We start from the raw sequence: 24683 nt of genomic DNA on the forward strand, positions 1-24683 counted from the left end.
GCAGGGTGGCCGCGACGGAGGACGGCCGGCGGAGGAGGCGCGATGACGGACACCTGGACACTCTCGGAGGAGGAGTGGCTCGCCCGGATGGTGCGCGCCTACATCGGTTGCAGCGTGCTGCTCACCGACCGGGGCGGCAAGGTCCTGTTGCTGAAGGCCAGTTACCGCGACCAGTGGCAGTTCCCCGGTGGTGGGATGGACCCGGGGGAGGGGCCGGCCGAGTGCGCGGCCCGGGAACTGCACGAGGAGACCGGACTGGTGGCCCGAGAGCTGCGGCTGCTGGTCGTGGAGTGGCGCGAGGCGATCCCCGACCAGGGCCAACACGCCCACCCCGCCGTGCACTTCATGTTCGACGGCGGCGCGGTGGAGCCGGGTGCGGTGTTCCGGCTCCAGGCGGAGGAGATCGCCGGCCACGGCTACTTCACCCCCGCCCGGGCGGCCGCCCTGCTGCACCCCTGTGCGGGGCGCCGTCTCACCGCGGCCCTGGAGGCCCGGCGGACCGGCGTCGCCGCGCTGCTGCACTCGGCGGGGTACGTGGGATGAGAGCCCCCGGAGGACGGTCAGAGCAGAGTGCTCCAGTAGTACCAGAACCGGTTGAGCACCATCAGCGCGATCACGGCCGCCCACAGCACCGGGAGCGCCCAGTGGTAGCGCGCCGCCTCCCGGACGACCGTCCGCATCCTCGGCCCGACCGGGATCACCCCGGTGCGGAGGTTGTGCAGCGTGGTGTACCAGAACAGCAGCACCACCGTCGCCCACACCACCATGCAGTACGGGCACAGCGCGCCGATGTCGTACAGCGCCTGGCCGACCAGCCAGTGCACGAACACCACACCCAGCGCCGTCCCGCCGTGCAGGCCCAACCAGAACCAGCGCCGGTAGGCGGCGCCGGCCAGTAGCCCCGCCCCGATCGCCGCCAGCGCGCCGAAGGCGGCCAGGCCGAGCAGCGGGTTGGGGAAGCCGAAGACGGAGGCCTGCTCGGTGCGCATCACCGAACCGCAGCTGATCACCGGATTGATGTTGCAGCTGGGGACGTACGACGGGTTCTCCAGGATGCGGAGCTTGTCGAAGGTCAGGACGGCCGAGGCGACGAGACCGACCAGCCCGCCGAGGAACAGCAGGAGGGCGAGGGCCCGGCCGGCGCCGATCGGGCCCGGGCCGGCGGCGTCGGGGGCGGGATGGGAAGGGTGCACGGTAGTCGCGGTCATGACAGCACGCTCCGGTGGCTGGCTGGGAGGGGCCGGCCCGGCCGGGAGTTCGGCCGGGCCGGTGGTGCCGTGCGGCCTACTGCAGACCGGCGGCCTGCTTGACCTGGGCGGTGAACTGCTCCGGGGACGCGGCGGCGTTGCCCGCGAACAGGTTGATCGGCTTGCCGTCCACCTTGACCGTCGGAGTACCGGTCACCTGGCTGTTGTTGAACGCGTCGGCGACCTTCGCCGCCCACGGCGCGTACGTCCGGTCGGTGACCGCCTTCACGAAGGCGTCCGTCTTCAGCCCGGGCACCTGGCCGGCCAGGTCCAGCAGGTGGTTGACGTCGCCGAAGCCGTCCTCGCGCTCGTCCGGCTGGTTGGCGTACAGCACGTCGTGGAACGCCTTGAACTTGTCCACGCCCTCGTTCAGCGCGGCACCGGCCGCGGCCAGCGCCGTGCGCGAGCCCTTGCCGCCGAGGTTCTTGTCCAGGAAGGCGGCCAGGTGGAACTCCACCTTGATCTGGCCGTCCTGGGTGATCTCCTTGACGGTCTGGCCGTTCGCCGCCTCGAAGTGCTTGCAGACCGGGCAGCGGAAGTCCTCGTACACCTCCATGGTGTGCGGGGCGTCGGCCTTGCCGTAGGTGATCACCGTGCCGTCCGGGCCGGTGGCGTTGGCCGGGACGACCAGCGGGGCCGCGGAGGCGGCCGCGGCGGCCTTGTCGTCGTTCTTCGAGCCGGTGTTGATCGCGAGCGCCACACCGCCCGCGAGGGCGAGCACGACGACGGCGGAGACCGACACGACGATCCGCTGACGGCGCTTGGCGGCCTGCTGCTCGCGGCGCTGCGCCTCCTGGATGCGCTCACGGGCGCTGATGCGCTTCTTGTTCTTGTCCTGAGCCATGGGGAAGTCCACTCCTGTACGCGGCGCGCGGGTGCGCGCGGGTGGCCGCACCGGGTGCGGCGGGGGCAAGTGACGCGGGAGTCGTGCGCACTGCCGGCGGGCGTACGGGACCGTGCTCGGAGAAGCGGGGTACGCGCTCAGCAGGCAGGCGCGAAGACCGGCGGACCACGCCGGGGAGCCGGGCTCAGCACCACGTCCTCGCGGCGCGGCCGCTCGTGGTCCGACACCGGCAGTGGCACCCGCAGCACCGGGCGGACCGGGGCGGGCAGCAGCAGGACGAGCAGGGCCCGCAGCGGGCGGGCCACCGACTGGTGCAGCGCGCGCAGTGCCCGGGCCAGGCCGGACAGCGCGGAGTCGCCCAGCCGCAGCCAGGCCGAGGCCGCCAGCGCGATCACCAGGTGCACCAGCAGGAGCAGCAGCTGGGTCGCGGCGGGTGCCAACTGCCCCGCATGACCCAGCGGGCTGCCCAGCAGCGAGCCGTCCACCGAGCCGCCGCCGCAGACCAGCAGGTTCACCCCGCGCGCCGACACGTGCTCGGACAGGACCGGTCCACAGCCGGTCTGGCCCAGGTTGAAGGTGGTGTTGAGCAGCAGCTCGACCGGCACCATCACACCGGAGATGTGCAGCAGCCGCCGCTCCCCGCCGGCCGACACGGCCGCGACCAGGAACACGACGGCACTCGCCGTGGCCACCAGCGACAGCGGCAGAGGGCGACCGGTGATGACCACCTGGCCCAGTGCGGCCATCGGCACGGCGAGCGCGGTGAACACCGCGGCCCGCAGGGCCCTGGTCGCATGGGTGGAGGTCATCACGCCCCGGAGTATGCCATGCCCCTTACGGCGGACACGAGACCGCGTACGGATACGGCGTTGGGGTGACGCCCCCTCAGCGGACCGCGGAGTCGACGGACAGGGCCTAGCCTGGAAGGCATCCCGGCGAGGGGGTGCACACGCATGGCGAGGCCCGAAACCACGGTCGGACAGGTGCTGCTCGACCGCATCGAGGCCCAGGCGGCGGTGCTCGCCGGACTCGACGACGCCGTCCGGGCGGGCGAACCCGACGCGGTCCACCGGATGCGGGTCGCCTGCCGACGGCTGCGCAGCGCCCTGCGGACCTTCCGCCGACTCCTCGCCCCCGGCACCACCGACGCCCTCGTCGCCGACCTGCGCTGGCTGGGCGCCGCCCTGGGCCGCGCCCGGGACCGCGAGGTGCTCGCCGAACGGCTGGCCGCCCGCGCCCGCGAGCTGCCCGCCGTCTGCGGACCGGAACGGGTCGCGGACGCGCTGGAGCGGTGGGGCGAGGCCGAGTACCGGCGGGTGTGGCCGGAGGTGGTCGCGGCCCTCGACAGCCCCCGCCGCCGGGCCCTCGCCACGGCCCTGACCACTCTGCTCGCCGACCCGCCGCTGTGCCCCCGGGCCGCCCGCACCGCCGCCCCCGAACTCTCCCGCATCGCCGCCCAGGAGCAGCGCCGCACGGCCGCCCGTGTCCACGCCGCCCTCGTCGCCGCCCCCGAGCACCGGGACCGGGCGCTGCACGAGGCCCGCAAGGCCGCCAAACGCGCCCGCTACGCCGGCGAAACGGCGGCCGCCGCCGTCGGCCCGGCAGCCGAGTGCTACACGGAACGGATGAAGGCCGTCCAGGAGCTGCTGGGCGAACACCACGACGCGGTGGTCGCCGCCGCGGCCCTGGTCGAACGGGCGGCCGAGAACGGCGAGCCCTTCGCCTACGGCGTGCTCTACGCGGGCCAGCTGGCGGCGGCGGAGGCGGCGCGCGGGCGGTTGCCGGAGGTGTGGGCGGAGGCGGGGAAGCGGAAGCTGACGCGGTTCGGCTGAGGGCTTCGAACCGGGTTCTCCGCCCGCCCCGGGGAGGCGCAGGCGTGTCGGGCGGGGCCGCCGGGGCGGCGGGGCGAGGCAGGCGAAGACGCGATGGTCCTGCACGGGGAGCGGGAAGACCCCCCGGGCTCGGCCGGCTCCGACGAGGCCGCCCAGCGGGGCGGCGGAGGCTGCTGAGCGACGGCCCCTTGCGTCGCTGGCGTGCCGCCGCCGGTGGACGGCGGGACCACGGCCGCGGGACCACGGCCATCCGACGGTTCGCCCGAGGGCGTTCGGGGGCCTGGGGCCGGGAGCGCGCTACAGGGGGCTGAGCCCCGCCGAGAGGGCCGCCTCGCGGAGCAGGTCGCGGAGCATCGCGGCGGTGAGCCGACCGGTGTTCGTGTTGCGCGGGCTCACGTGGTAGCAGCCGTAGAGCCGCAGGTCGGGGCCGCCGTCGCGGGCGGGGAAGGTGGCCAGGGCGGCGTGGCCGAAGGCGGGGCGGGGGCGCGGGACCAGCCAGCCGGCGTCGGCGATCACCGGCAGCATGGCCTGCCAGGCGAAGCCGCCGAGGGCGATGACGGTCCGGACGGTGGGGCGCAGCAGTTGCATCTCGCGGGTGATCCAGGGGCGGCAGGTCTCGCGTTCGGCGGTGCTGGGCTTGTTGTCGGGAGGGGCGCAGCGGACCGGGTCGGTGATCCTGACGCCGTACAGCTCCAGACCGTCGCCGTGGCGGACGGACTGCGGGCGGTTGGCGAGCCCCAGCTCGTAGAGCGCCGCGTAGAGGAGGTCGCCGGAGGGGTCGCCGGTGAAGATCCGGCCGGTGCGGTTTCCGCCGTGGGCGGCGGGCGCGAGGCCGACCATGACGAGTGGGGCCTCGGGCGGGCCGAAGCCGGGGATGGGGCGGGCCCAGTAGTCCCAGTCCTGGTAGGCGCGGCGCTTGGTGCGGGCGGCCTCCTCGCGCCATTCGACCAGCCGGGGGCAGGCCCGGCAGTCGGTGACGACGCGGTCGAGCTCGGCGAGTCCGGTGGCGCGGGCAGCGGCCTCGGCGGGGTGGCGGGGGTGGCTCGGGTCGTCGGCGGGGACCAGCTGCATGGCTCCGATCCTAGGGCGTGTGCCCGCTCGGTCCGGCCGCTGCCGGGCAGCGGTAGCGTGGAATCAGTTGCTCCGGCGGCCCCGGCCGGTCCGGTCGGCGGTGGCCGCAGGCACGGGTGTGCGCGGAGGCCGCGAGGAGGCCGCGATGATCGTCGATTCGGTACTGGGGGCTCTCGGGGGGCTGGTCGGGCTGGGGGTGGTCTGGGCGGGGCTGAGCATCCGGGTGGTCCAGCAGTTCCAGAAGGGCGTGGTGTTCCGCTTCGGGCGGGTGCGCGACGAGGTCCGCGAGCCTGGGCTGGTCGCGTTGATGCCGATCGCGGACCGGCTGCGCCGGGTGAACGTGCAGATCGTGACGATGCCGATCCCGGCGCAGGAGGGCATCACCCGGGACAACGTGACCGTGCGGGTGGACGCGGTGGTCTACTTCCAGGTGCAGGACCCGGTCAAGGCGACGGTCAACGTGCAGGACTACAACTTCGCGATCTCCCAGGTCGCGCAGACCTCGCTGCGGTCGATCATCGGCAAGAGCGAGCTGGACGACCTGCTGGCCAACCGGGAACCGATCAACCAGGGGCTGGAGTTGATGATCGACAGCCCGGCGCTGGGCTGGGGCATCCAGATCGACCGGGTGGAGATCAAGGACGTCGCCCTGCCGGAGTCGATGAAGCGCTCGATCGCGCGCCAGGCGGAGGCCGAGCGGGAGCGGCGGGCGCGGATCATCACGGCGGACGGTGAGTACCAGGCCTCGGAGCGGCTGTCGTCGGCGGCGGCCGTGATGAGCGCGACCCCGTCGGCGCTCCAACTCCGCCTGCTGCAGACCGTGGTGGAGGTGGCGGCGGAGAAGAACTCGACGCTGGTGCTGCCGTTCCCGGTGGAGCTGCTGCGCTTCCTGGACAGCGCGACGGAGTCCCAGCAGCGGGATCTGCTGTCGGCCGCCGCCGTGGCGGCCGCGGCGAAGTCCGCGGAGCAGGCGGTGGAGAGCGGCGAGGTGCCGGAGCCGGAGTTCGAGCATGAGCAGTCCGAGCGCGAACTCCCTCCGCTGGAGGACGTGTTGTCCCGCTCGCCGCTGGAGGACGGAGACCTGGAGGGCGGTCGCGCGGAGGCGGACGGGAAGGACGGGCCGGAAGAGCGCACGGAGCCCGGGGCGACGCCCTGACGGGCGCCCGGTGGCGTGCGGCATCGGCCCGGACCACGATGGACGAGAGGGAGCGAGGTCAGGAGGCGGACCATGACCAGAGCCGGCGACATCATGCACCAGGGCGCGGAGTGCGTCCGCGAGCAGGAGACGCTCGCGGACGCCGCCCGGATCATGCGGGAACGGCACGTGGGCGCACTGCCCATCTGCGGGGAGAACGACAAGTTGCTGGGCATCGTGACCGACCGCGACATCGTGCTGCGCTGCGTCGCGGAGGGTCGCGACCCGGCCGGGATGACGGCGGGCGAGCTGGCGCAGGGCAGGCCGATGACGGTGGAGGCGGACGAGGACTGTGAGCAGGTGCTGCGCGTCATGGAGCAGTACCAGGTCCGCCGGCTGCCGGTGATCAACCACCCGGAGCACAAGCTGGTCGGCATGATCAGCGAGGCCGACATCGCGCGCGGGCTGCCGCAGGCGCGGCTCGCGGAGTTCGTGGCGGCGGTGTGCGCGGAGGAGCCGCCGAAGAAGGAGGCGCTGCAGGGCTGATCGGGCCGGACGCCCGGGTGCGACCCGGGCCCGTGGGGGAACGGGCCCGGGTCGCACCCGCGTGTCCGGCCCAGGACCGGTTCTGTCGGTAACTTTGGTTGTCGAAATGCCATTCGGTAACTACAGTTGTCGCCATGACTGCTGTGGAGATCACTCCCGAGGAACGGTCCGAACTGGCCAGTGCCCTCCTGGAGGCGCTGAACCCCCTCGCCACCGCCGTGCGCGCCCGGGCGGCCGGGCTGCCCGAGGAGCGGATGTGGGACGCCGACCCGGCCGAGGTCGCCCTCTCCGTGCTGTCCGCCTGGAAGCTGGTGGACGTCGAGGTCAAGCGGCTCACCGCGACCGCGGCCGCCACCGCCGGCTCCTACGGCGCCAGCTACGAACAGCTGGGCGTCGCCTGGGGCATCACCCGCCAGGGCGCCCGGAAGAAGTGGCCGGAGGCGGTCGGCCGTCCGGCGGCTCGACCTGGTTCGCTCGAACTGTTCGGTGGTACCGCCGAATTGGCCCGGGACGAGGCCGCGGACGGCTGGCGCTGGACGGCCACCGGCGCGGACGGCGAAACCGGCCGGGCGGCGGTCGGCCACCCGACCCGGGAGGAGGCCGCGGCGCACGCCGGGGCCTTCCTCGCCGAGCACGCGTAGTCAGTCGACGGGCCGGGCGGCGGCCCGCAGCTCCCGGGCGATGAGCTCCGCCAGGTGCAGGGCCCGGCGCCCGTCCGCGAGTTGGGCGATCTGGGTGCGGCAGCTGAAGCCGTCCGCCAGCACCACCGTGTGGGGCCCGGCCGCCCGGACCTCGGGCAGCAGGACCCGTTCGGCGATCGCCTCGGACACCTCGAAGTGGCCCTGCTCGAAGCCGAAGTTGCCCGCCAGACCGCAGCAGCCGGAGTCCAACACCCGGTTGTGCAGGCCCAGTCTGGCCTCGACCCGGCGGTCCGCCGCGCTGCCGAGCACCGCGTGCTGGTGGCAGTGGGTCTGGGTGACGGCGTCGGACCGGACGTGGGGGAGCGGGGCGTCCGGGGCGTGCTCGTCGATGAACTCGGCGAAGGTGCGGGTCCGTTCGGAGAGGGGGCGGCCGTCCGCGCCGAGCAGGCGGGGCAGGTCCTCGCGCAGGGTGGCGGTGCAACTGGGGTCCAGACCGACCACGGGGGTGTCGGCCGGGACCGAAACGGCCGCCAGCGCGGCCAGGCTGCGCCGCAACACCCGGCGGGCGGTGCCGAGTTGGCCGGTGGAGTACCACGTGAGACCGCAGCACACCGGCCCGTCGGGCAGCCGGACGTCGAAGCCCAGGTGCTCCAGCACCTCGACGGCCGAGCGCAGCACCTGCGGCTGGAGCTGGTTGGAGAAGGTGTCCGGCCACAGCAGCACCGGCCGGGCCCCCGCCGGGGCCGGGTGGGCGGCGCGGTGCCGCCGGTACCAGCGGGTGAAGTTCTCGAGCGGGAAGACCGGCAGCACCCGGCGCCGGTCGATCCCGCCGAGCCGCTTGAGCAGCGCGCCGGCCGGGGAGCGGACCAGCGAGTTGGCCGCCCCCGGCGCGAGCGCGACCGCCCGCAGCCACAGCGGCAGCCAGCCCATCGAGTAGTGCGGGAGCGGGCGCGGACGGTGCCGGTAGTGCTGGTACAGGAACTCCGTCTTGTAGGTCGCCATGTCGACGTGCACCGGGCAGTCGCTCGCGCAGCCCTTGCAGCTCAGGCAGAGGTCCAGCGCCTCCCGCACCTCGGCCGAGCGCCAGCCGTCCGGGACCGCCTCGCCGCGCAGCATCTCGGCGAGCAGCCGGGCCCGGCCCCGGGTGGAGTGCCGCTCCTCGCCGGTTGCCATGTAGCTCGGGCACATCACCCCGGTGGTCGGGTCCACGCACTTGGCGACGCCCACGCAGCGGTGCACCGCCTTGGTCAGACTGCCGCCGTCCTGCTCGTACGGAAGGGCCAGCGGCAGCGGGCGGCGGGGGGAGGTGACGAAGCGCAGGTCGGCGTCGAGCGGGCGCGGGTCCACCAGGGCACCGGGGTTGAGCAGGTTCTCCGGGTCCCAGATCCGCTTGAACTCGCCGAACAGGCCGATCACTTCGGGTGGGTACATGCGCGGCAGCAGTTCGGCGCGGGCCTGCCCGTCCCCGTGCTCGCCGGAGAGCGAACCTCCGTGGGAGACCGCCAGATTGGCGGCCTGCTCCAGGAACTCCCGGAAGACCCCACCCCCTTGGGGCCGGTCCAGCGGGAAGTCGATCCGCAGGTGCACGCAGCCGTCGCCGAAGTGCCCGTACGGCACGCCGCGCAGACCGTGCCGGCGCAGCAGGGCGCGCAGGTCCCGCAGGTAGTCGCCGAGCCGCTCGGGCGGGACGGCGGAGTCCTCCCAGCCGGGCCAGGCCTCGCCCCCGCCGGGCAGCCGGGTGACGATCCCGGCGCCCGCCTCCCGGATGGCCCACAGCTGGCGCTGCTCGGCCGGGTCGGTGACCAGGGCGACGGCGGCCGAACGCTCGCGGCGCACCGCGTCGGCCAGCCGGCGGGCGGCCTGGTAGGCCTCCAGCGCGGTGGCGCCGCCGGTCTCCAGGAACAGCCAGCACCCGCCCGCGGGCAGCCGGTCCAGGGCGGGCGGGCGCGGGCCGGCCGCCAGCAGCGCGGCGATCAGGTCGGCCGCCATGCCCTCGGCGGTCAGCGGACCGTACGGCAGCAGGGCGGGGACGGCGTCGGCGGCGGCGCCCTCGTCGGGGTAGCCGGCCACCACCAGGGCGCGCGCGGGCGGGTCCTCGACCAGCCGGACGGTGGCGCCCAGCAGCAGCGCGCAGGTGCCCTCGGTGCCGGTGAGCGTCCGGGCGAGGTCGTGGCCGTGCTCGGGCAGCAGTGCGTCCAGCGGGTAGCCGGAGGTGCGGCGCGGCAGCCGGGGCATGCCCTGGCGGATGACGGCGAGGTTGCGGTCGGTGAACTCCTGGAGCCGGCTGTGGAGCCGGCCGGCCCGGCCGGGCAGCTCCCGCAGCCCCGCGCGCTCGGCGCCGGTCAGCCGCCCGCCCACGCTCAGCTCGGTGCCGTCCGCGAGCAGCAGCTCCAGCTGCTCCACGTTGTCGGAGGTGCGGCCCCAGGCGAGAGAGCGGGCGCCGCAGGAGTCGTTGCCGATCATGCCGCCGAGGGTGCAGCGGCTGTGGGTGGACGGGTCCGGCCCGAAGCGCAGTCCGTACGGTCGGGCGGCGCGCTGGAGGTCGTCCAGCACGGTGCCGGGCTGGACGCGGGCGGTGCGGGCCCGCGGATCGATCTCCAGCACCGCGCCGAGGTGGCGGCGGAAGTCCAGCACCACCGCGCCGGGGCCGATCGCCTGCCCGCCGACGCTCGTCCCCGCCCCGCGCGCCACCACCGGCACCCCGTACTGGCGGCACAGGGCCATCGCGGTGCGCACGTCGTCCAGGTCGGCGGGCTTGACCACGCCGAGCGGCAGCTGCCGGTAGTTGGAGGCGTCGTGGCTGTAGACCGTGCGCTCGGCCGTGCCGAAGCGGACCTCCCCGCGCAGCACGGTGGCCAGCTCACGGGCCAGTTCGGACCCGGCAACGGCGGACGGACGGCTCACCAGGGACCTCCGGGGCGGGTGCGGCAGCGCTCCGCCGATGATCGCAGTCCGGGCGCTGTCCGGGAACCGGGCACGACGGGGGTTCCGCCGACGGGGTGTGATGTGGCACCCGCGGCGAACGTGATCAACGACTCCGGGGCCCGGCCGGACCGGACGCCCACCTAGCCCGCCTGCCGATCGGCGGGCCGCTGTCCTTGGCGGTCGAGCTGTCGGCGCAGCCGGGGCCGGTCCGGCGGATCGCCGTCGCGCCGGCCGCGGACGGCGGTGCCGCGCACGCCTGACGGACGCTACTTGCGACCGGTGAGGGTGCCGCGGGCGATGTGGGAGAGCTTGGCGACCTCGAAGGCCGGGTAGGCGCCGCCGGCCAGCAGGGAGAACTTGATCCCCAGCCGCCCGCCGGGCTTGCGGTGGCCGGGCGGCATGAAGCGGCGGTGGTGCTCGGCGGCCCGGTGGAAGAACTGCGGGCGTTCGGCGCGGGTGACGCAGCCGGCGAGGTCGAAGACGAACAGGTAGTGCCGGATCATCCGGATGAACAGGGCGTCGCGCACCGCGTACAGGTGCGGCTGGTCCTCCAGCAGGGCGAAGCTGCGCTCGTACTGGTCGAACAGGTCGAAGACGCTGCTGCCGGGGCCGCCGGCCGGGTGGACGGTCTCCCGGCGGCGCAGCTGGACGCACTCGCGGGCCAGCACGGCGGCCTTCCGGGCGCCGAGCAGCGCCGCGTGGACGACCGGGATCTCCTCGTACCGGCCGTCGGGGAAGGCGAGCCCCAGCTCCTCCCAGTGGCCGCGGCGGATCAGCCGGTCCCAGATCAGCGGCGGGGCGCCGAACAGCTCGGGCCGGTCGAAGGGGGCGAAGGCCTCGGGGCCCGCCTCGGCGAGCAGGGCCTCGGCGCCGCCGGGCCAGTCCCGGTCGTTGTGGCGGCGGGAGTGGCCGAACAGCAGGACGTCCACCGGGCCGGTCTGCTGGAGCCGGTCGGCGAGCGTCTGGAGGGCGTCCCGGGGGAGCAGGTGGTCGGCGTCCAGGAACAGCAGGTAGTCGCCGGAGGCCCGCGCCGCACCCGCGTTCCGGCTCACTCCGACCCCGACCGCCGCGTTCAGGTGCAGCACCGACACCTGCGGGTGCCGGGCCGCGTAGGAGTCGGCGAGCCCGGCCGGGGTCTCGGGGGAGCGGTCGGCGACCACGATCACCTCGACGTTCGCCAGGGACTGGGCGAGCAGCGAGTCCAGGCAGTCGGCGAGCTGTTCGTGCTGGTCGTAGGCGGGGAGCACGACGCTGATCAGGGGTGAGGGCATGACGCCGGAGCGTAAGAGGGCGGGCGAACCGTGGCAAAGGCCTGACGGTGCGTAATTACGAGCAATTGGCGCAAACCGTACGAGCGTGCGCCATATCTTCACGCCGCCTTCTGGGCGTGCACACGCCGACCGGCGACGCCGCGAGGCCCGCGGCGCGGAGTGCGTCGCGGGCCTGGGGCGTGTACGGAGGGAGGGCCGGGCCGGCTCAGTACCAGTGGTGGGCCTGCCAGAACGACCACGCGGCGCAGGGGCTGCCGTAGCGGGTGTTCATGTAGTCCAGGCCCCACTTGATCTGGGTGGCCGGGTTGGTGCGCCAGTCGGCGCCGGCGGAGGCCATCTTGGAGCCGGGCAGGGCCTGGACCAGGCCGTAGGCACCGGAGGAGGCGTTGACGGCCAGCGGGTTCCAGCTGCTCTCGCGGAACACGATGTTGCTGAAGCACTGCAGCTGGCCGGCCGGCACGATCTGCGCGGCGATCTGCTGCGGGGTGCCGGAGTAGCTGTTGAGGTTCTGGCGCTGCTGGGAGCGGGAGGCGGCGGCGTCGGCCTGGGCCTTGGCGTCCGCCTGGGCCTTCGCGTCGGCCTCGGCCTGCGCCTGGGCGGCGGCCTGGGCGGCGGCGTCCGCCTGGGCCTTCGCCTGGGCGTCCCGAGCGGCCTGGGCGTCCTGTGCCGCCTGGGCGTCCTGGGCGTCCTGGGCGTCCTGGGCGGCCTGGGTGGCCTTGTCGGCAGCGGCAGCGGTGTCGGCCTGGCCCTGGTCGCCGACCGGCTTGCCGTCCACCGAGACGGCGGCCGCCGGGGCGGCGGCCTCGGTGGATCCCCCGACCTGTGGGATGGCGAGTGCGGCGGTGGCGGCGCTCGCGACCACGAGGGTGGCGACACCGGTGATCAGGGAGTTGCGGCGGGCATGGCTGAGCTGCATGGAGCGGACGATCCTTTTCCGTCGGGGGCCGTGCCGGGGCACTGGGCGGGCATCGCGTGGGCTCCGGGTGGGCGGTGCCCGCGCGGCCGTCCGGGACGGCCGTGGCGCCCCGGCGGTGACGGCGGGGCGAGCGGGCTGCGCGCGGCGGACCGGGCCGGCCGGCGCTGCCTGGCGACGGGCCATTCTTGGCAGGGCCCGAGACGGGTGGCAAAGGGGTTCGCTACTACGACCGGTAGTGGCTGCGGGGCGGGCGCGACCGGGCGAGCGGGTGAGTTTGGGGATGTTTGTCCGTTTTGGATACCTGGGGGTCGCGGGCAGGCGGCACCGCTGGATGGCGGCCCGCGAAAAGGCGATGGCCTGCGTTCTTCAGGCGGGGCCCGGGGCCCGCGCGAGCGGCCGGTGATGGCCGGTCGGGGCCGGTCGGCGGCTGGGTCGACCGTGTCCACTATCCAGGGCCGTAGACGCGAAACCTTCTGTGGGCGGGCTCACAGGAGGGCGGCGCCGACATCGACGCAGCGTGACCGGTCGGTCGCCGTTCGCCGGTGGTCGGGGCGGCGGCCGTGACGGGGCAGCGAAAGGCACCGGGCCCGGAAGCCTCCGCAACGGCTTCCGGGCCCGGCGTTCCAGCGCGGTGCGGACGGGTCAGGACTCCGCCGCCACCGCCGCCCGCCGCCGTCGGCCCACCACGGCCGCGGCGCCGAGCACGATCGCCGCGGCGACCAGCGACAGGTACATCTGCTGGCGTCCGTCGTGGTCGGTGAACATGTACACCACGACGAAGCCGATCATGCCGATGGCGAACCAGGTGAGATAGGGGTACAGCCACATCCGGACGGTGTGGCGCTCGGGCATCTCGCGCTCGATGATCTTGCGCATCCGCAGCTGGGTGGCGCAGATGACCAGCCAGACGAACAGCGCGACGGCCCCGGAGGAGTTCAGCAGGAAGGCGAACACCGTCTTGGGCGAGGTGTAGTTGAAGAAGACGGCGACGAAGCCGAAGACCACGGAGGAGAGGATGGCCACCCGCGGCACGCCGCGCGAGGTCACGGTCGCGAAGGCCTTGGGGGCGTCGCCGCGCTGGCCGAGCGAGAAGGCCATCCGGGAGGCCGTGTACATCCCGGAGTTGAGGCAGGACAGCACGGCCGTCAGCACGATCACGTCCATGACCTGGCCCGCGTGCGGGATGCCCACGTGGTCCAGGACCGCCACGTACGGGCTGGCCTTGACCTCGGGCGAGTTCCAGGGCAGCAGGGTGACCACGAGCAGGATCGAGCCGAGGTAGAAGATCCCGATCCGCCAGATCACGCTGTTGGTGGCCTTGCTGACCGCCTTCTCCGGGTCCTCCGACTCGCCGGCCGCCAGGGTCACGATCTCGCTGCCCATGAAGGCGAAGACCACCGTGAGCATGCCGGTGAACACCGCCCCCACGCCGTGCGGCAGGAAACCGCCCTGGCCGGTCAGGTTGCTGGCACCGACCGCGTGGGTGCCGGGCATCAGGCCGAAGGCGGCGAGGACGCCGATCACCAGGAACGCGGCGATCGCGACCACCTTGATGCCGGCGAACCAGAACTCGAACTCGCCGTAGGAGGCGACCGAGAACAGGTTGGTGGAGGTCAGCACGCCCATGACTATCAGCGCCCAGCCCCACTGCGGCACGCCGGGCACCCAAGTGTTGAGGATCTTGGCGCCGGCCGTGGCCTCGACGGCGAGCACCACGACCCAGAAGAACCAGTACAGCCAGCCGATGGTGAAGCCGGCCCAGCGGCCCAGCGCGCGGTCCGCGTACGCCGAGAACGAGCCGCTCTGCGGATCGGCCGCGGCCATCTCGCCGAGCATCCGCATCACCAGCACCACCAGCACGCCGGCCAGGGTGTAGGAGAGCAGGATGCCGGGGCCGGTGGACGCGATGCCCGCACCGGAGCCGACGAACAGGCCGGCGCCGATCACGCCGCCGATGGCGATCATCGACAGGTGGCGGTTCTTGAGCCCGGCCTTCAGGTGGCCGTCGCCACCGTGTCCGGCTGGGCCGAGCGGGTGACGGGCCTGGGTGGTGTCCGTCGCCTGCTTGGTGGTGTCCGCACTCATGGAGGGTGTCCTCTGCCTTTCCGGCGCGGCATGACCCTCGGCTCGTCGTGCCGGAGGGTGGGGGACAGATCCGCGCATTGCGGTGCAACCTAACTTCTACGCTCGAGTATCGGAACAATGCTTTCATAACTGTTCGCTTACCGAACTTAAAAAGCCAGGTCAGGAGGGTTGTGGAGGTGGCATGAAATGCTCAAATCTGATGCATCGTCAGCGTTCGAAAGCCTCCCGCCGGCCTGGGGACGACGAGGTGTGGCCGATCTGGGCGAATCCGGGCAAAGTGGGAGTCTCGGGGCACTTCGGACGTTCTCGGAGCCACTCCATGCAGACGACTTGGAAGGGGACGATCAGTTTCGGGCTGGTCAGCATCCCCGTCCACCTGTACTCCGCCACCCAGGAGCACGATGTCCCGCTGCACCAGGTGCATGCCAAGGACGGCGGGCGGGTGCGGATGAAGCGGTACTGCGAACGGGAGGAGAAAGAGGTCCCGTACGCCGAGATCGCCAAGGGCTACGAGTCGCCCGACGGCCGGACGGTCACGCTCAGCGACGAGGACCTCGCCGATCTGCCGCTGCCCAGCAAGAAGGTCATCGATGTGCTGGCCTTCGTGGACGCGACCGAGATCGACCCGCTGATGTTCTCCAAGGCCTACTACGTGGGCGTCGCCGACAAGGCGGCCGCCAAACCGTACGCCCTGCTGCGCGACGCCCTGGTGGCGTCCGGACAGATAGCCGTCACCAAGATCGCGCTGCGCACCCGGGAGTCGCCCGCGGTGCTGCGGGTGCACGACGGGACGCTGGTGCTGCAGACCTGCATCTGGCCCGACGAGGTCCGCCCGGCGGCCGGGATCGCGCCCGAGGAGAACGTCGCGGTGCGGCCGCAGGAGCTCAAGATGGCGCGGTCGCTGATGGACACCCTCTCGGAGGACTTCGACCTCTCCCAGCTGCACGACGACTACCAGCAGGCGCTCCAGCAGGTGATCACCGCCCGGCTGGAGGGCGTCGAGGTCCCGCACGAGGAGGAGGCCGGCGGGGCGCCGGACAACGTGATCGACCTGATGGAGGCGCTGCGCAGCAGCCTCAAGCAGGCCAAGGGCCAGCGGGCGCCGGCCGCCGGGCCGGAGAAGCCGGAGGAGGAGCCGGCCCCCCGCAAGCGCGCGGCGCCGAAGAAGACCACCGCCGGAGGGAGCGCGGCCGAGAAGGCCACCGGGAAGACCGCGGCCGGGAAGAGCGCGGCCGCCAAGAAGACGTCTCCGGCGAAGAAGACCACCACCCGCAAGTCCACGGCTCCGCGCAAGGCCTCCTGACCCCGCGGGCCGGGCTGTCCCCCTCTCCAGCACTGGAGGCGATCCCGATGGACCTGCTCACCTACGAGGAACTCGACACCGGCCCCGACGCCCCGCGGAACCCCAGCCGGGGGCACCGGGCCTGGCACTGGCTGCTCAGCCTCAGCCCGACCGTGGTGACGTTCATGGTCGCGCTCTCGATCGGTCTGTGCATGGTCGCCGTTCAGACGTACTGGGCCCCGATGCTCGGCCTGATGGCGTTCTTCTGGTTCCTGACGTTCGTCGCCCTGGTCGGCGTCGTCGCCCGCTGGATGACGCCCGGCCGGGGCAGGCACCGGATGGCGGCCTCCTGACCCGGCCGGGCGGCGCGTCCGGGAGGGCTCAGCCGATCCACACCGTGGTGACGTTGCAGAACTCCCGGATGCCGTGCCCGGACAGCTCCCGTCCGAAGCCGGAGCGCTTGACGCCGCCGAAGGGCAGCGCCGGGTGGGAGGCGGTCATGCCGTTGAAGAACACCCCGCCGGCCTGGATGTCCCGGACGAAGCGCTCCTGCTCGTCCTGGTCGGTGGTCCAGACGTTGGAACTGAGCCCGAACGGGGTGTCGTTGGCGAGCGCCACCGCCTCGTCCAGGTCGGCGACCCGGTAGACGGTGGCGACCGGGCCGAAGGTCTCCTCCTGGTGGATCCGCATCGCCGGGGTGATGCCGGTCAGGACGGTCGGCTCGTAGAACCAGCCGGTGTCCCAGCCCATCGGGCGCTCGCCGCCGCACTCGACGCGGGCGCCGTGGGTGCGGGCGTCCTCGACCAGCTCCTCCAGGTCGTCCCGGCCCTGGCGGCTGGCCAGCGGGCCGACGTCGGTGCTCTCGTCCATCGGGTCGCCGATCCGCAGCGAGCGCATCGCCTCGGTGAAGGCGGTGGTGAAGCGGTCGTAGACATCGGTGTGCACGATGAAGCGCTTGGCGGCGATGCAGGACTGGCCGTTGTTCTGCACCCGGGCCCGCACCGCGGTGCTCACCGCGGCCTCCAGGTCGGCGCTGGGCAGGACCACGAACGGGTCGCTGCCGCCCAGCTCCAGCACGGCCTTCTTCACCTCGTCGGCCGCGGTGGCCGCCACCGCCCGCCCGGCCGGCTCGCTGCCGGTGAGGGTGACGGCGGCGACCCGACGGTCCCGGATCACGCCGTCCACCGAGTCCGAGCCGATCAACAGGGTCTGGAAGCAGCCTTCCGGGAAGCCGGCCCGCTGGAAGAGGTCCTCGAGCGCGAGCGCGGTGCGCGGCACGTTGGAGGCGTGCTTGAGCAGGCCCACGTTGCCCGCCATCAGGGCCGGGGCGGCGAAGCGGACCACCTGCCAGAACGGGAAGTTCCACGGCATCACGGCGAGCACCGGGCCGAGCGGGCGGTAGCGCACGTACGCGCGGGCGGCCCCGCTGTCGGCCACGTCGGCCGGGGAGGGGTGCTCGTCGGCGAGCAGCGCCTCGGCGTTGTCGGCGTACCAGCGCATCGCCTTGGCGCACTTGGCGGCCTCGGCCCGGGAGGCGGCGATGGGCTTGCCCATCTCCTCGGTCATGGTGCGGGCGACCGCGTCCCGGTCCCGTTCCAGCAGGTCGGCCGCGCGGTGCATCAGTTCGGCGCGGGCGGCGAAGGGGGTGCTGCGGTAGCCGTGGAAGGCGGCTTCGGCACGGGCCAGTCGCCGCTCGATCCCGGCCGCGTCGAGCGGCTCGAAGGTCTGGACGGTCTCGCCGGTCGCGGGGTTGACGCTGGCGATGGGCATGCGGGCTCCCAGTGGGGTCGGGTCCGGTGCGTCTGTCCTCACACCCTCCCCGACGCCACGCCCGCAGGCACGCCACCGCCGCCCGGCGTGTCCCGCCGGGCCGCGGTTCCCGTCGTTCCGGTACTACTCCGGCAGCGACTCCACCCGGGCCGCCGCCTCCCGGGCCCGGGCCCCGGCTCTGGTCCGCGCGGCGGTGACCTGCCGGCCGGGGAAGCGGTGCAGGTACTCGGCCTCCAGCTCCCCGGTGCGCAGCGTGTGCCGCTTCAGTGCCTCCTCCGAGCCGTACAGGAAGGTCTCGTGGCGCGTGCGGTGCAGCTGCTCCAGCTCGTGCAGCAGGGTGTCGTTGCCCAGGGCGTGCGGGGAGATGCCCTCGGGCCGGATGTGCGGGTCGTTGACGTGCCGCATCTCTACCTCCTCGACGGAAGCCCCCTTCTACCGCGTGCCCGGTGTCCGGCACCGGTACACCCGTTCGGTGGCGCAATCAACAAGAGGTCTTGTAAAAGGGGTGTCGCACAAGAACTCTTGTGGATAGTCTCCCGCCATGGACGACACGACGGGCCCCGCGCCCGACACCGCGGGACAGCCGCGAGGTTCCCGGGAGATCCAGGACTCCCGGGTGCTCGCCGCCCTCACCCATCCGCTGCGCCGTCGGCTGATCGACCTGCTCAAGGTCGACGGCCCGGCCACGGTCGGGAAGCTGGCCGAGCGCACCGAGCAGGCGGTCGGCAACGTCAGCCACCACCTGAAGGTGCTGGCCGAGAGCGGACTGATCGAGGAGGCGCCCGAGCTGGCACGGGACCGGCGGGAGCGCTGGTGGCGGCTGGCCGACCGCGAACTCAGCTGGACCAGGGCCGACTTCGACGGCGACCCGGTCACCGAGGCCGTCGCGGACGCGGCCGGATCGATCCTGCTGGAGCGTCAGGTCGAGCTGGTCCGGGAGTGGTCCGTACGGCGCGGCGGCTACGGGCCCGACTGGCGGGACGGCTGCTCGGTGGCCACCCAGGCCTGGCTGCGGCTCACCCCGGAGGAGGCCCGGGAGCTGGCCGCGGACCTCCACGAGGTGATCCAGAAGTGGGCGCACCGGCCCGTGCCCGAGGACGGGATGGACCGCGTGACCGTCCTCGCCTTCGCCCACAGCGTCCCGGCCAGGCCGTGACCGCGACCCTCGCCCCGCCGCCCGACGAGCCCCGAGTCCGCTCCCGCTGGGGCCTGTTCGCCGACCGCGACTTCCGGCTGCTCTGGGCGGGGCAGACCGTCAGCCGGCTGGGCAGCAGCGTCACCACCGTCGCGCTGCCGCTGGTCGCCGTGCTCGCCCTGGACGCCGGGCCGCTCTCCACCGGCCTGCTGACCGGTGCGATCTGGCTGCCCTGGCTGCTGTTCGGCCTGCCCGCGGGGGTGTGGGTCGGCCGGGCGCCCCGGCGGGTCGTGATGATCGGCTGCAACCTCGGCTCAGCCGCGCTGTTCGCGAGCGTGCCGGTGGCAGGCTGGTTCGGCGGGCTCACCATGGCGCAGCTGCTGGTCGTGGCCTTCCTCGGTGGCGTCTGCTCGGTCTTCTTCGACGCCGCCGACCAGGCCTACCTGCCCGAACTGGTCGCGCCGCAGGACCTGATCGAGGGCAATGCCAAACTGACCGGCAGCGGCTCGGCGGCCGAGGTCGCCGGGCGCGGACTGGCCGGGCTGATCGTCCAACTCGTCGGCGCGGCGGGTGGGTTGCTCGTCGATGCGGTGAGCTTCCTGATCGCAGCCGCCACCCTGCTGCGGATCCGCGCCCGGTCGGAGCCGGCGCCCCGGGAGCAGGCGGACCTGCTCGGTCAGGTCCGGGAGGGGTTGTCCTTCCTGCTGCGCGACCCGTACCTGCGCGCCTTCCTGTTCTTCGGCGCCGCCGCCAACTTCGCCCTGATGGGGTACCAGTCGATCCTGGCCCTGTTCCTGGTCCGGTCGGCCGGGATCGCCCCCGGCTGGGTCGGCGCCCTCGCCTCCGCCGCCGCGGTCGGCGGCGTGCTCGGCTCACTGGCGGCGCGCCCGCTGTGCCGCCGGTTCGGAACGGCGCGCGGGACGCGGATCGTGCTGCTGACCGTCACCCCGTTCGGGCTGCTGATGCCGCTGGCCGGGCCGGGCGCCGGGACGGCGCTGTACGTCATCGGGTCGCTGGCCGTGGTCGCGGCGGTGGTGCTCTGCAACATCGTGCTCGGCAGCTTCCGGCAGTCCTACACCCCGCCCGAGCTGCTCACCCGGGTGACGGCCGGCTCGATGTTCGCCGTCCACGCCACCATCCCGCTCGGCGCGCTGACCGGCGGGGCACTGGGCGAGCTGATCGGTCTGCGGGCGACGATGTGGGTGATGACCGGCCTGCTCACGCTCACCGGGACACTGCCGCTGTTCTCGCCGTTGCGCACCCTCCGGGAGCTGCCCACGGCGCCCCCGGAGAAGGGGAAGATCATAGGATGAAATCTTCCGTACCTTCAGGTTCACCTCCCCCGACAGCTCGGACAGATCGCACATGCCGCTTCCCAAGGCCGAACTCCACCTGCACATCGAAGGCACCCTCGAACCCGAGCAGGCCTTCGCCCTCGCCGCCCGCAACTCCGTCGCGCTGCCGTACACCGACACCGAGGAGCTGCGCAAGGCGTACTCCTTCAGCGACCTCCAGTCCTTCCTGGACCTCTACTACGCGCTGATGGCCGTGCTGCGCACCGAGCAGGACTTCGCCGACCTCGCGGACGCCTACCTGGCCCGGGCCGCCGAGCAGGGTGTGCGGCACGCGGAGATCTTCTTCGACCCGCAGGCGCACACCGCCCGCGGGGTTCCGCTCGGCGTGGTGGTGGACGGGCTGACCCGGGCGCTGGCGCGCAGCGAGGAGCGGTACGGCATCAGCACCCAGCTGATCATGTGCTTCCTGCGGGACGAGTCCGCCGACTCCGCGCTGGACACCTTCGAGGCCGCCCGCCCGTACTTCGACCGGATCTCGGGCATCGGCCTGGACTCCGCCGAGGTCGGCAACCCGCCGGCGAAGTTCCGCGAGGTCTACCGCCGGGCCGCCGAGGCCGGACTGCGCCGGGTCGCCCACGCGGGCGAGGAGGGCCCGGCCTCGTACGTCACCGAGGCGCTGGACGTGCTGGGCGTCGAGCGGATCGACCACGGGCTGCGCTGCCTGGAGGACGGCGAACTCGTCGCCCGCCTGGTCCGCGAGCAGGTCCCGCTCACCCTCTGCCCGCTCTCCAACGTCCGCCTGCGCTGCGTCGACACCCTGGCCGACCACCCGCTGCGCGAGATGCTGGACGCCGGGCTGCTGGTCACCGTCAACTCCGACGACCCGGCCTACTTCGGCGGATACGTCGAGGACAACTTCCGCGCCGTGCGGCAGGCACTGGCCCTCGACCAGGAGACCCTGCGCCGGCTGGCCGCCAACTCCTTCCGGGCGTCCTTCCTCGACGACCGGCGGCGGGCCGAACTCCTCGCCGAGGTCGAGCGGTTCACCTTCGAGCTGGTCGAGGGCTGAGCGGAGCGGGCGCGGTGGCGGTGCGCCGCCGCGCCCGGGAGCCGGTCAGTCCAGCGGTGACGGGCCGCCGCGGGCGTAGTGCAGCAGGGTCACACCGTTGGTGAACCGGCGGGTGTCGGTCAGGGTGAGCGGGAGCGGGTGCTCGGTGGGGCGGAAGAGCAGGGTGCCGCGGCCGAGGACGACGGGGTGGACGTAGATCCGGAACCCGTCGATCAGGTCCTGGGCGAGGAAGGCCGCGGCCAGTTCGCCGCCGCTGAGCGAGAGGTCCCCGCCCGGGCCGGCGGTGAGGCCGGCGACCGTCTCGGGGGTGACCTCGCGCAGGACGGTGGTGTTCCAGTCGGCGTGGTCGAGGGTGCGGGAGAAGACGGTCTTCGGCATGTCTCGCCAGATGCCCGCGAACTCCGCCGTCGGGCCGTCGGCGGCCGGGTCCTGGTCGGCGGTGGGCCAGAAGGAGGCCATCAGCTCGTGGGTGCGTCGGCCGGAGACGAAACCACCCATTCGGGCGAGTTCCCGGTTGAAATGGGTGTGCAGCTCGTCGTCGACGCGGTGCCAGCTCAGGTCGTGGTCTGGGCCCTCGAAGTAGCCGTCCAGGGAGACGTTCACGAAGAGGACGATCCTGCGTCGCATGACGGCCTCGCGGGGAGGAGGGCCGCCGCCCGCCCCCGGGGCGGGAGCGGGTGGCGGACGGGAATCAGATCAGGGTGCTCCAGTAGTACCAGAACCGGCTGAGGACCAGCAGCGCGATCACCGCGTACCACAGCGCCGGGACGACCCAGTGGTAGCGCGCGGCCTCCTGCACGCCCACCCGGCCCCTCCGGCCCACCGGGATCACACCGGAGCGCAGGTTGTGCAGGGTGGTGTACCAGAACAGCGGGATCATCGCGGCCCACACCACCATGCAGTACGGGCAGAGCGCGCCGATCCGGTACAGCGTCTGGTACATCAGCCAGGTCACGAAGCCGATCCCGAAGACCGTCCCGGCCTGGAGCCCGAGCCAGAACCAGCGCCGGTACGCCGCCCCGGCGAGCAGGCCGGCGCCGATGGCGATCACCACCCCGAAGGCGACCAGGCCGATCAGCGAGTTGGGGAAGCCGAAGGCCGACGCCTGGTCGCTGCGCATGATCGAACCGCAGCTGATGATCGGATTGATGTTGCAGCTGGGGACGTACGACGGGTCCTCCAGCAGGCGGATCTTGTCCAGGGTGAGGACGGTCGAGGCGAACAGCCCGACCGCGCCGCCGATCAGCAGCAGCCAGGCGAACGGACGGCTCGCCGAGACGGTCCGCGGGGCGGGGGTCGTCACCCGGTCACCTGCTTGACCATCGCGGTGAACTCGTCGGGCGAGGCGGCCTTGCCGTTGGTGAGGACGTCCAGCTTCCTGCCGTCGAGCTTGACGGTCGGGGTGCCGGTGACGTCGCTCTTGTTGAACTCGTCGTTCACCTTGGCCCCCCACGGCGCGTAGGTGCCCTCCTGGACGGCCTTGACGAAGCCGTCGGTCTTCAGCCCGGGCACCTGGCCGGCCAGGTCCAGGAGGTGGTTGACGTCGCCGAAGGCGTCGCTGCGCTCGTCCGGCTGGTTGGCGTACAGCACGTCGTGGAAGGCCTTGAACTTGTCCACGCCCTCGTTCAGCGCGGCGCCCGCCGCGGCCAGGGCGGTGCGCGAGCCCTTGCCGCCGAGGTTCTTGTCCAGGAACGTCGCGAGATGGTACTCGATCTTGTAGGTGCCGGTGTCGGCGAGCTGCTGGACGGTCTTGCCGGTGGTGGTCTCCAGCTGTTCGCAGAACGGGCAGCGGAAGTCCTCGTAGATCTCCAGGGTGTGCGGCGCGTCGGCCTTCCCGTAGGTGATCACGGTGCCGTCGGTGCCGCCAGCGTTGGCGGGGACGACCAGCGGACCGTTCGCGGCGGCGTCCGAGGAGGAGCCGGAGGAACCGCCGACGGCGAAGGCCACACCGGCCGCGAGGGCGAGCACGGCGGCGGAGGCGGCGCCGACCACCACCCGGCGGCGGATCCGGTCGGAGCGCTCGACCTGGGCACGGGCGGCGCGCATGCGCTCGGTGGCGTTGGTCTTCTGGTCGGTCTTGCGGGTGTTGCTCATGGGGTGTCGTCCTGTGCTCTCGGGCGTGCGGAAGGGCGGCGCGACCGGGACCGGGTCGGCGCGGGGAGAGACGACCGTTGAGGGAAGGGCTCAGACGGCCAGGGCGAACACCGGCGGACCGCGTCGGACGGCCGGACGGACCACCGCGTCCTCGGCGGGGACCAGCGAACGGCTGGCCCCGGGGAAGGGCGCCCGGGCCACCGGACGGGCCGGGACAGGCGCGAACAGCAGCCGCAGCCAGCGGGCGGCGGCCGGCAGGTGCCGGTGCAGGAGCTCGCCCAGCATCCGGACCGCCCGCACCAGGCCGGCCAGCGCGGCGTCCGCGCGGTGCAGCCAGAACGCCCCGGCCAGCGCGATCACCGTGTGCAGCAGCAGGAGCAGCAGGACGCCGGTCTGCTCGGACACGCCGTGCCCGAGCAGGAACCCGCCGAGCGAACCACCGCCGCACAGCAGCGGCTGGAGGCCGTGCCCGGCGCCCGGCGGCAGGCTGGGGCAGGAGCGCTGCGCGAGGTCGAACAGAGCGCTGACACCCAGCTCCAGCGGCAGGAAGGCCGCCGCGATCACCGGGTAGCGGCGTTCGCGGCCGGCCAGGGCGAAGGCGAGGACGAAGACGGCGATCGACGCCAGGCCCATCGTGCCGAGCGGCAGGGAGCGGCCGGTGACCAGCACCTGGGCGAGCCCGGCAAGCAGCACGACCAGCGCGGCGAAGACCGCCGCGCGGAGCGTCCTGGTGACCGGGCCGATGTCCATGGCATCCGAGTCTGCCACAGGCTGCCGACTGAACGACCGGGTGGATGGCGGGCTGTGAACAGCCTCACCACCCGGGCTGAGCTGGGCTTATGTGGGTCTTACGGGTTGTGGTCGTGGTCGTGGTCGTGGTCGTGGTCGTGGTCGCGGGCGGGGGCCGGGTGGCCGTCGGCGGCGCCCACCCGGGCCTCGACCAGCTCGCGGAAGTGCTCCAGATCCCCGCGTACCGCGCGCTCGATCGCCCCGGCCTGAGCGAATCCACGCGGCCCGCCGAACTCGCGGTGCACCGCCTCCGGGTCGTACTCCACCCGGATCTGCAGCCGGGTGTGCCGGGGGTCGAGCGGCAGCAGCGCGAACGCGCCGTGCAGGTGGACGGAGTCCAGGGTCCGCCAGGCCATCACCCGGCCGCGCCCGCGGTCGGTGATCTCGGTGTCCACGGACCACTCCGATCCGCCGACCTGGACTCCGAGGTGGGCGAGGTTACGGCCGTGGGGGTGGGCGGTGCGCAGGCCGTCGACGAACTGCGGGTAGTCGTGCACTCGGTGCAGTTGCTCCCAGGTGGCGAGGACGGGGGCGGCGATGTCGATCTGTTCCTCAAGGGTGGTCATGGGGGGCCTCCTCCGGACCCAGCCTGCGCTTTCCCCGGCGGGGAGGCAAAGGGGGGTTGGTGTTTTGGGGGGTGGGCTTTCGGGAGGGTGGGTGGCCGGGGCGGTGGGGGGGGGGGGGGGGGGGGGGGGGGGGGGGGGGTGGGGGGGGGGGCGGGGGGGGGGGGGGGGTG

At 73.3% G+C, this 24683-nt stretch carries 25 protein-coding genes; 10 read left to right on the forward strand and 15 right to left on the reverse strand.

The genetic code is table 11. The features are described from left to right. Positions 1–42: 42 nt before the first annotated feature. Entirely contained in the window at positions 43–543 is a 501-nt protein-coding gene (locus ACH4J0_RS13420; protein ID WP_396239433.1) for an NUDIX domain-containing protein, read from the forward strand. Between the two features lie 17 nt (positions 544–560). On the opposite strand, the gene ACH4J0_RS13425 is transcribed toward ACH4J0_RS13420, so the two are convergent. From ACH4J0_RS13425 to ACH4J0_RS13435, 3 genes are all read right to left on the reverse strand, one after another. Then, positions 561–1208, reverse strand: coding sequence for a vitamin K epoxide reductase family protein (locus tag ACH4J0_RS13425; protein WP_396239435.1), 648 nt, complete (start codon positions 1206–1208; stop codon positions 561–563). A 76-nt stretch (positions 1209–1284) separates the two neighbouring features. After that, positions 1285–2091, reverse strand: coding sequence for a DsbA family protein (locus ACH4J0_RS13430; protein ID WP_396239437.1), 807 nt, complete (start codon positions 2089–2091; stop codon positions 1285–1287). Positions 2092–2228: 137 nt separating this feature from the next. Next, positions 2229–2900, reverse strand: coding sequence for a hypothetical protein (locus ACH4J0_RS13435; RefSeq protein WP_396239439.1), 672 nt, complete (start codon positions 2898–2900; stop codon positions 2229–2231). A 144-nt stretch (positions 2901–3044) separates the two neighbouring features. On the opposite strand from ACH4J0_RS13435, the gene ACH4J0_RS13440 reads away from it, so the two are divergent. Then, entirely contained in the window at positions 3045–3923 is an 879-nt protein-coding gene (locus tag ACH4J0_RS13440; RefSeq protein ID WP_396239441.1) for a CHAD domain-containing protein, read from the forward strand. A 297-nt stretch (positions 3924–4220) separates the two neighbouring features. Here the strand turns inward: ACH4J0_RS13440 and ACH4J0_RS13445 are convergent, their stop codons facing one another. Beyond that, positions 4221–4994, reverse strand: coding sequence for a uracil-DNA glycosylase (locus ACH4J0_RS13445; RefSeq protein ID WP_396239443.1), 774 nt, complete (start codon positions 4992–4994; stop codon positions 4221–4223). Between the two features lie 145 nt (positions 4995–5139). On the opposite strand from ACH4J0_RS13445, the gene ACH4J0_RS13450 reads away from it, so the two are divergent. The 3 genes from ACH4J0_RS13450 (at position 5140) to ACH4J0_RS13460 (ending at position 7316) form a co-directional block, all read left to right on the forward strand. Next, entirely contained in the window at positions 5140–6150 is a 1011-nt protein-coding gene (locus tag ACH4J0_RS13450) for an SPFH domain-containing protein (protein ID WP_396239445.1), read from the forward strand. Between the two features lie 72 nt (positions 6151–6222). Continuing rightward, positions 6223–6675, forward strand: a complete 453-nt coding sequence (locus ACH4J0_RS13455) for a CBS domain-containing protein (protein WP_396239447.1) — start codon at positions 6223–6225, stop codon at positions 6673–6675. A gap of 134 nt (positions 6676–6809) precedes the next feature. Next, complete coding sequence (locus tag ACH4J0_RS13460; RefSeq protein WP_396239449.1) at positions 6810–7316, forward strand: hypothetical protein; 507 nt, start codon at positions 6810–6812, stop codon at positions 7314–7316. Here ACH4J0_RS13460 and ACH4J0_RS13465 read toward each other — a convergent pair whose 3' ends face one another. From ACH4J0_RS13465 to ACH4J0_RS13480, 4 genes are all read right to left on the reverse strand, one after another. Next, positions 7317–10220 (reverse strand): FAD-binding and (Fe-S)-binding domain-containing protein, encoded by a 2904-nt coding sequence (locus tag ACH4J0_RS13465; RefSeq protein ID WP_396239450.1) that lies wholly within the window; start codon positions 10218–10220, stop codon positions 7317–7319. A 287-nt stretch (positions 10221–10507) separates the two neighbouring features. Continuing rightward, positions 10508–11512, reverse strand: coding sequence for a glycosyltransferase family 2 protein (locus ACH4J0_RS13470; protein WP_396239451.1), 1005 nt, complete (start codon positions 11510–11512; stop codon positions 10508–10510). A gap of 205 nt (positions 11513–11717) precedes the next feature. Further along, positions 11718–12428, reverse strand: a complete 711-nt coding sequence (locus ACH4J0_RS13475) for a transglycosylase SLT domain-containing protein (protein WP_396239453.1) — start codon at positions 12426–12428, stop codon at positions 11718–11720. Between the two features lie 642 nt (positions 12429–13070). Further along, on the reverse strand, positions 13071–14513 hold the full coding sequence (locus tag ACH4J0_RS13480) for an amino acid permease (protein WP_396239454.1): 1443 nt from the start codon (positions 14511–14513) through the stop codon (positions 13071–13073). A gap of 319 nt (positions 14514–14832) precedes the next feature. On the opposite strand from ACH4J0_RS13480, the gene ACH4J0_RS13485 reads away from it, so the two are divergent. Beyond that, a complete protein-coding gene (locus ACH4J0_RS13485; RefSeq protein ID WP_396239456.1) occupies positions 14833–15816 on the forward strand; it encodes a Ku protein in 984 nt (327 codons plus the stop codon). A gap of 47 nt (positions 15817–15863) precedes the next feature. Beyond that, positions 15864–16148, forward strand: a complete 285-nt coding sequence (locus tag ACH4J0_RS13490) for a hypothetical protein (protein WP_396239458.1) — start codon at positions 15864–15866, stop codon at positions 16146–16148. Positions 16149–16176: 28 nt separating this feature from the next. Here the strand turns inward: ACH4J0_RS13490 and ACH4J0_RS13495 are convergent, their stop codons facing one another. Further along, the gene (locus ACH4J0_RS13495) at positions 16177–17565 is read right to left on the reverse strand and encodes an NADP-dependent succinic semialdehyde dehydrogenase (protein ID WP_396239460.1); all 1389 of its coding nucleotides are present in this window, start codon (positions 17563–17565) and stop codon (positions 16177–16179) included. A 123-nt stretch (positions 17566–17688) separates the two neighbouring features. Then, the gene (locus ACH4J0_RS13500; protein WP_391490298.1) at positions 17689–17970 is read right to left on the reverse strand and encodes a DUF6158 family protein; all 282 of its coding nucleotides are present in this window, start codon (positions 17968–17970) and stop codon (positions 17689–17691) included. Positions 17971–18106: 136 nt separating this feature from the next. On the opposite strand from ACH4J0_RS13500, the gene ACH4J0_RS13505 reads away from it, so the two are divergent. The 3 genes from ACH4J0_RS13505 to ACH4J0_RS13515 are packed head-to-tail and all read left to right on the forward strand — an operon-like array spanning position 18107 to position 21064. Beyond that, entirely contained in the window at positions 18107–18721 is a 615-nt protein-coding gene (locus tag ACH4J0_RS13505) for an ArsR/SmtB family transcription factor (protein WP_396239463.1), read from the forward strand. Then, entirely contained in the window at positions 18718–20013 is a 1296-nt protein-coding gene (locus tag ACH4J0_RS13510) for an MFS transporter (protein ID WP_396239465.1), read from the forward strand. Before ACH4J0_RS13505 ends, ACH4J0_RS13510 begins: the two co-directional genes overlap by 4 nt. A 52-nt stretch (positions 20014–20065) precedes the next feature. Further along, positions 20066–21064, forward strand: coding sequence for an adenosine deaminase (locus ACH4J0_RS13515; RefSeq protein ID WP_396239467.1), 999 nt, complete (start codon positions 20066–20068; stop codon positions 21062–21064). 45 nt (positions 21065–21109) lie between these two features. On the opposite strand, the gene ACH4J0_RS13520 is transcribed toward ACH4J0_RS13515, so the two are convergent. The 5 genes from ACH4J0_RS13520 to ACH4J0_RS13540 all read right to left on the reverse strand — a co-directional run bounded on the left by ACH4J0_RS13520 (position 21110) and on the right by ACH4J0_RS13540 (position 24513). After that, a complete protein-coding gene (locus ACH4J0_RS13520; RefSeq protein ID WP_396239469.1) occupies positions 21110–21691 on the reverse strand; it encodes a dihydrofolate reductase family protein in 582 nt (193 codons plus the stop codon). Between the two features lie 64 nt (positions 21692–21755). Next, positions 21756–22367 carry a vitamin K epoxide reductase family protein gene (locus tag ACH4J0_RS13525; protein WP_396239471.1) on the reverse strand — a complete coding sequence of 204 codons (612 nt, stop codon included), beginning with the start codon at positions 22365–22367 and terminating at the stop codon, positions 21756–21758. After that, complete coding sequence (locus ACH4J0_RS13530) at positions 22364–23158, reverse strand: thioredoxin domain-containing protein (RefSeq protein WP_396239473.1); 795 nt, start codon at positions 23156–23158, stop codon at positions 22364–22366. The genes ACH4J0_RS13525 and ACH4J0_RS13530 overlap by 4 nt, the downstream gene beginning before the upstream one ends. A gap of 90 nt (positions 23159–23248) precedes the next feature. Beyond that, positions 23249–23908, reverse strand: a complete 660-nt coding sequence (locus ACH4J0_RS13535; protein WP_396239475.1) for a hypothetical protein — start codon at positions 23906–23908, stop codon at positions 23249–23251. Between the two features lie 98 nt (positions 23909–24006). Beyond that, positions 24007–24513: an SRPBCC family protein gene (locus ACH4J0_RS13540; protein WP_396239477.1), complete on the reverse strand. Its 507-nt coding sequence runs from the start codon at positions 24511–24513 to the stop codon at positions 24007–24009. Positions 24514–24683 lie beyond the last annotated feature (170 nt).

This window comes from Kitasatospora sp. NPDC017646 (assembly GCF_044329365.1).
Taxonomy (GTDB): Bacteria; Actinomycetota; Actinomycetes; order Streptomycetales; family Streptomycetaceae; genus Kitasatospora.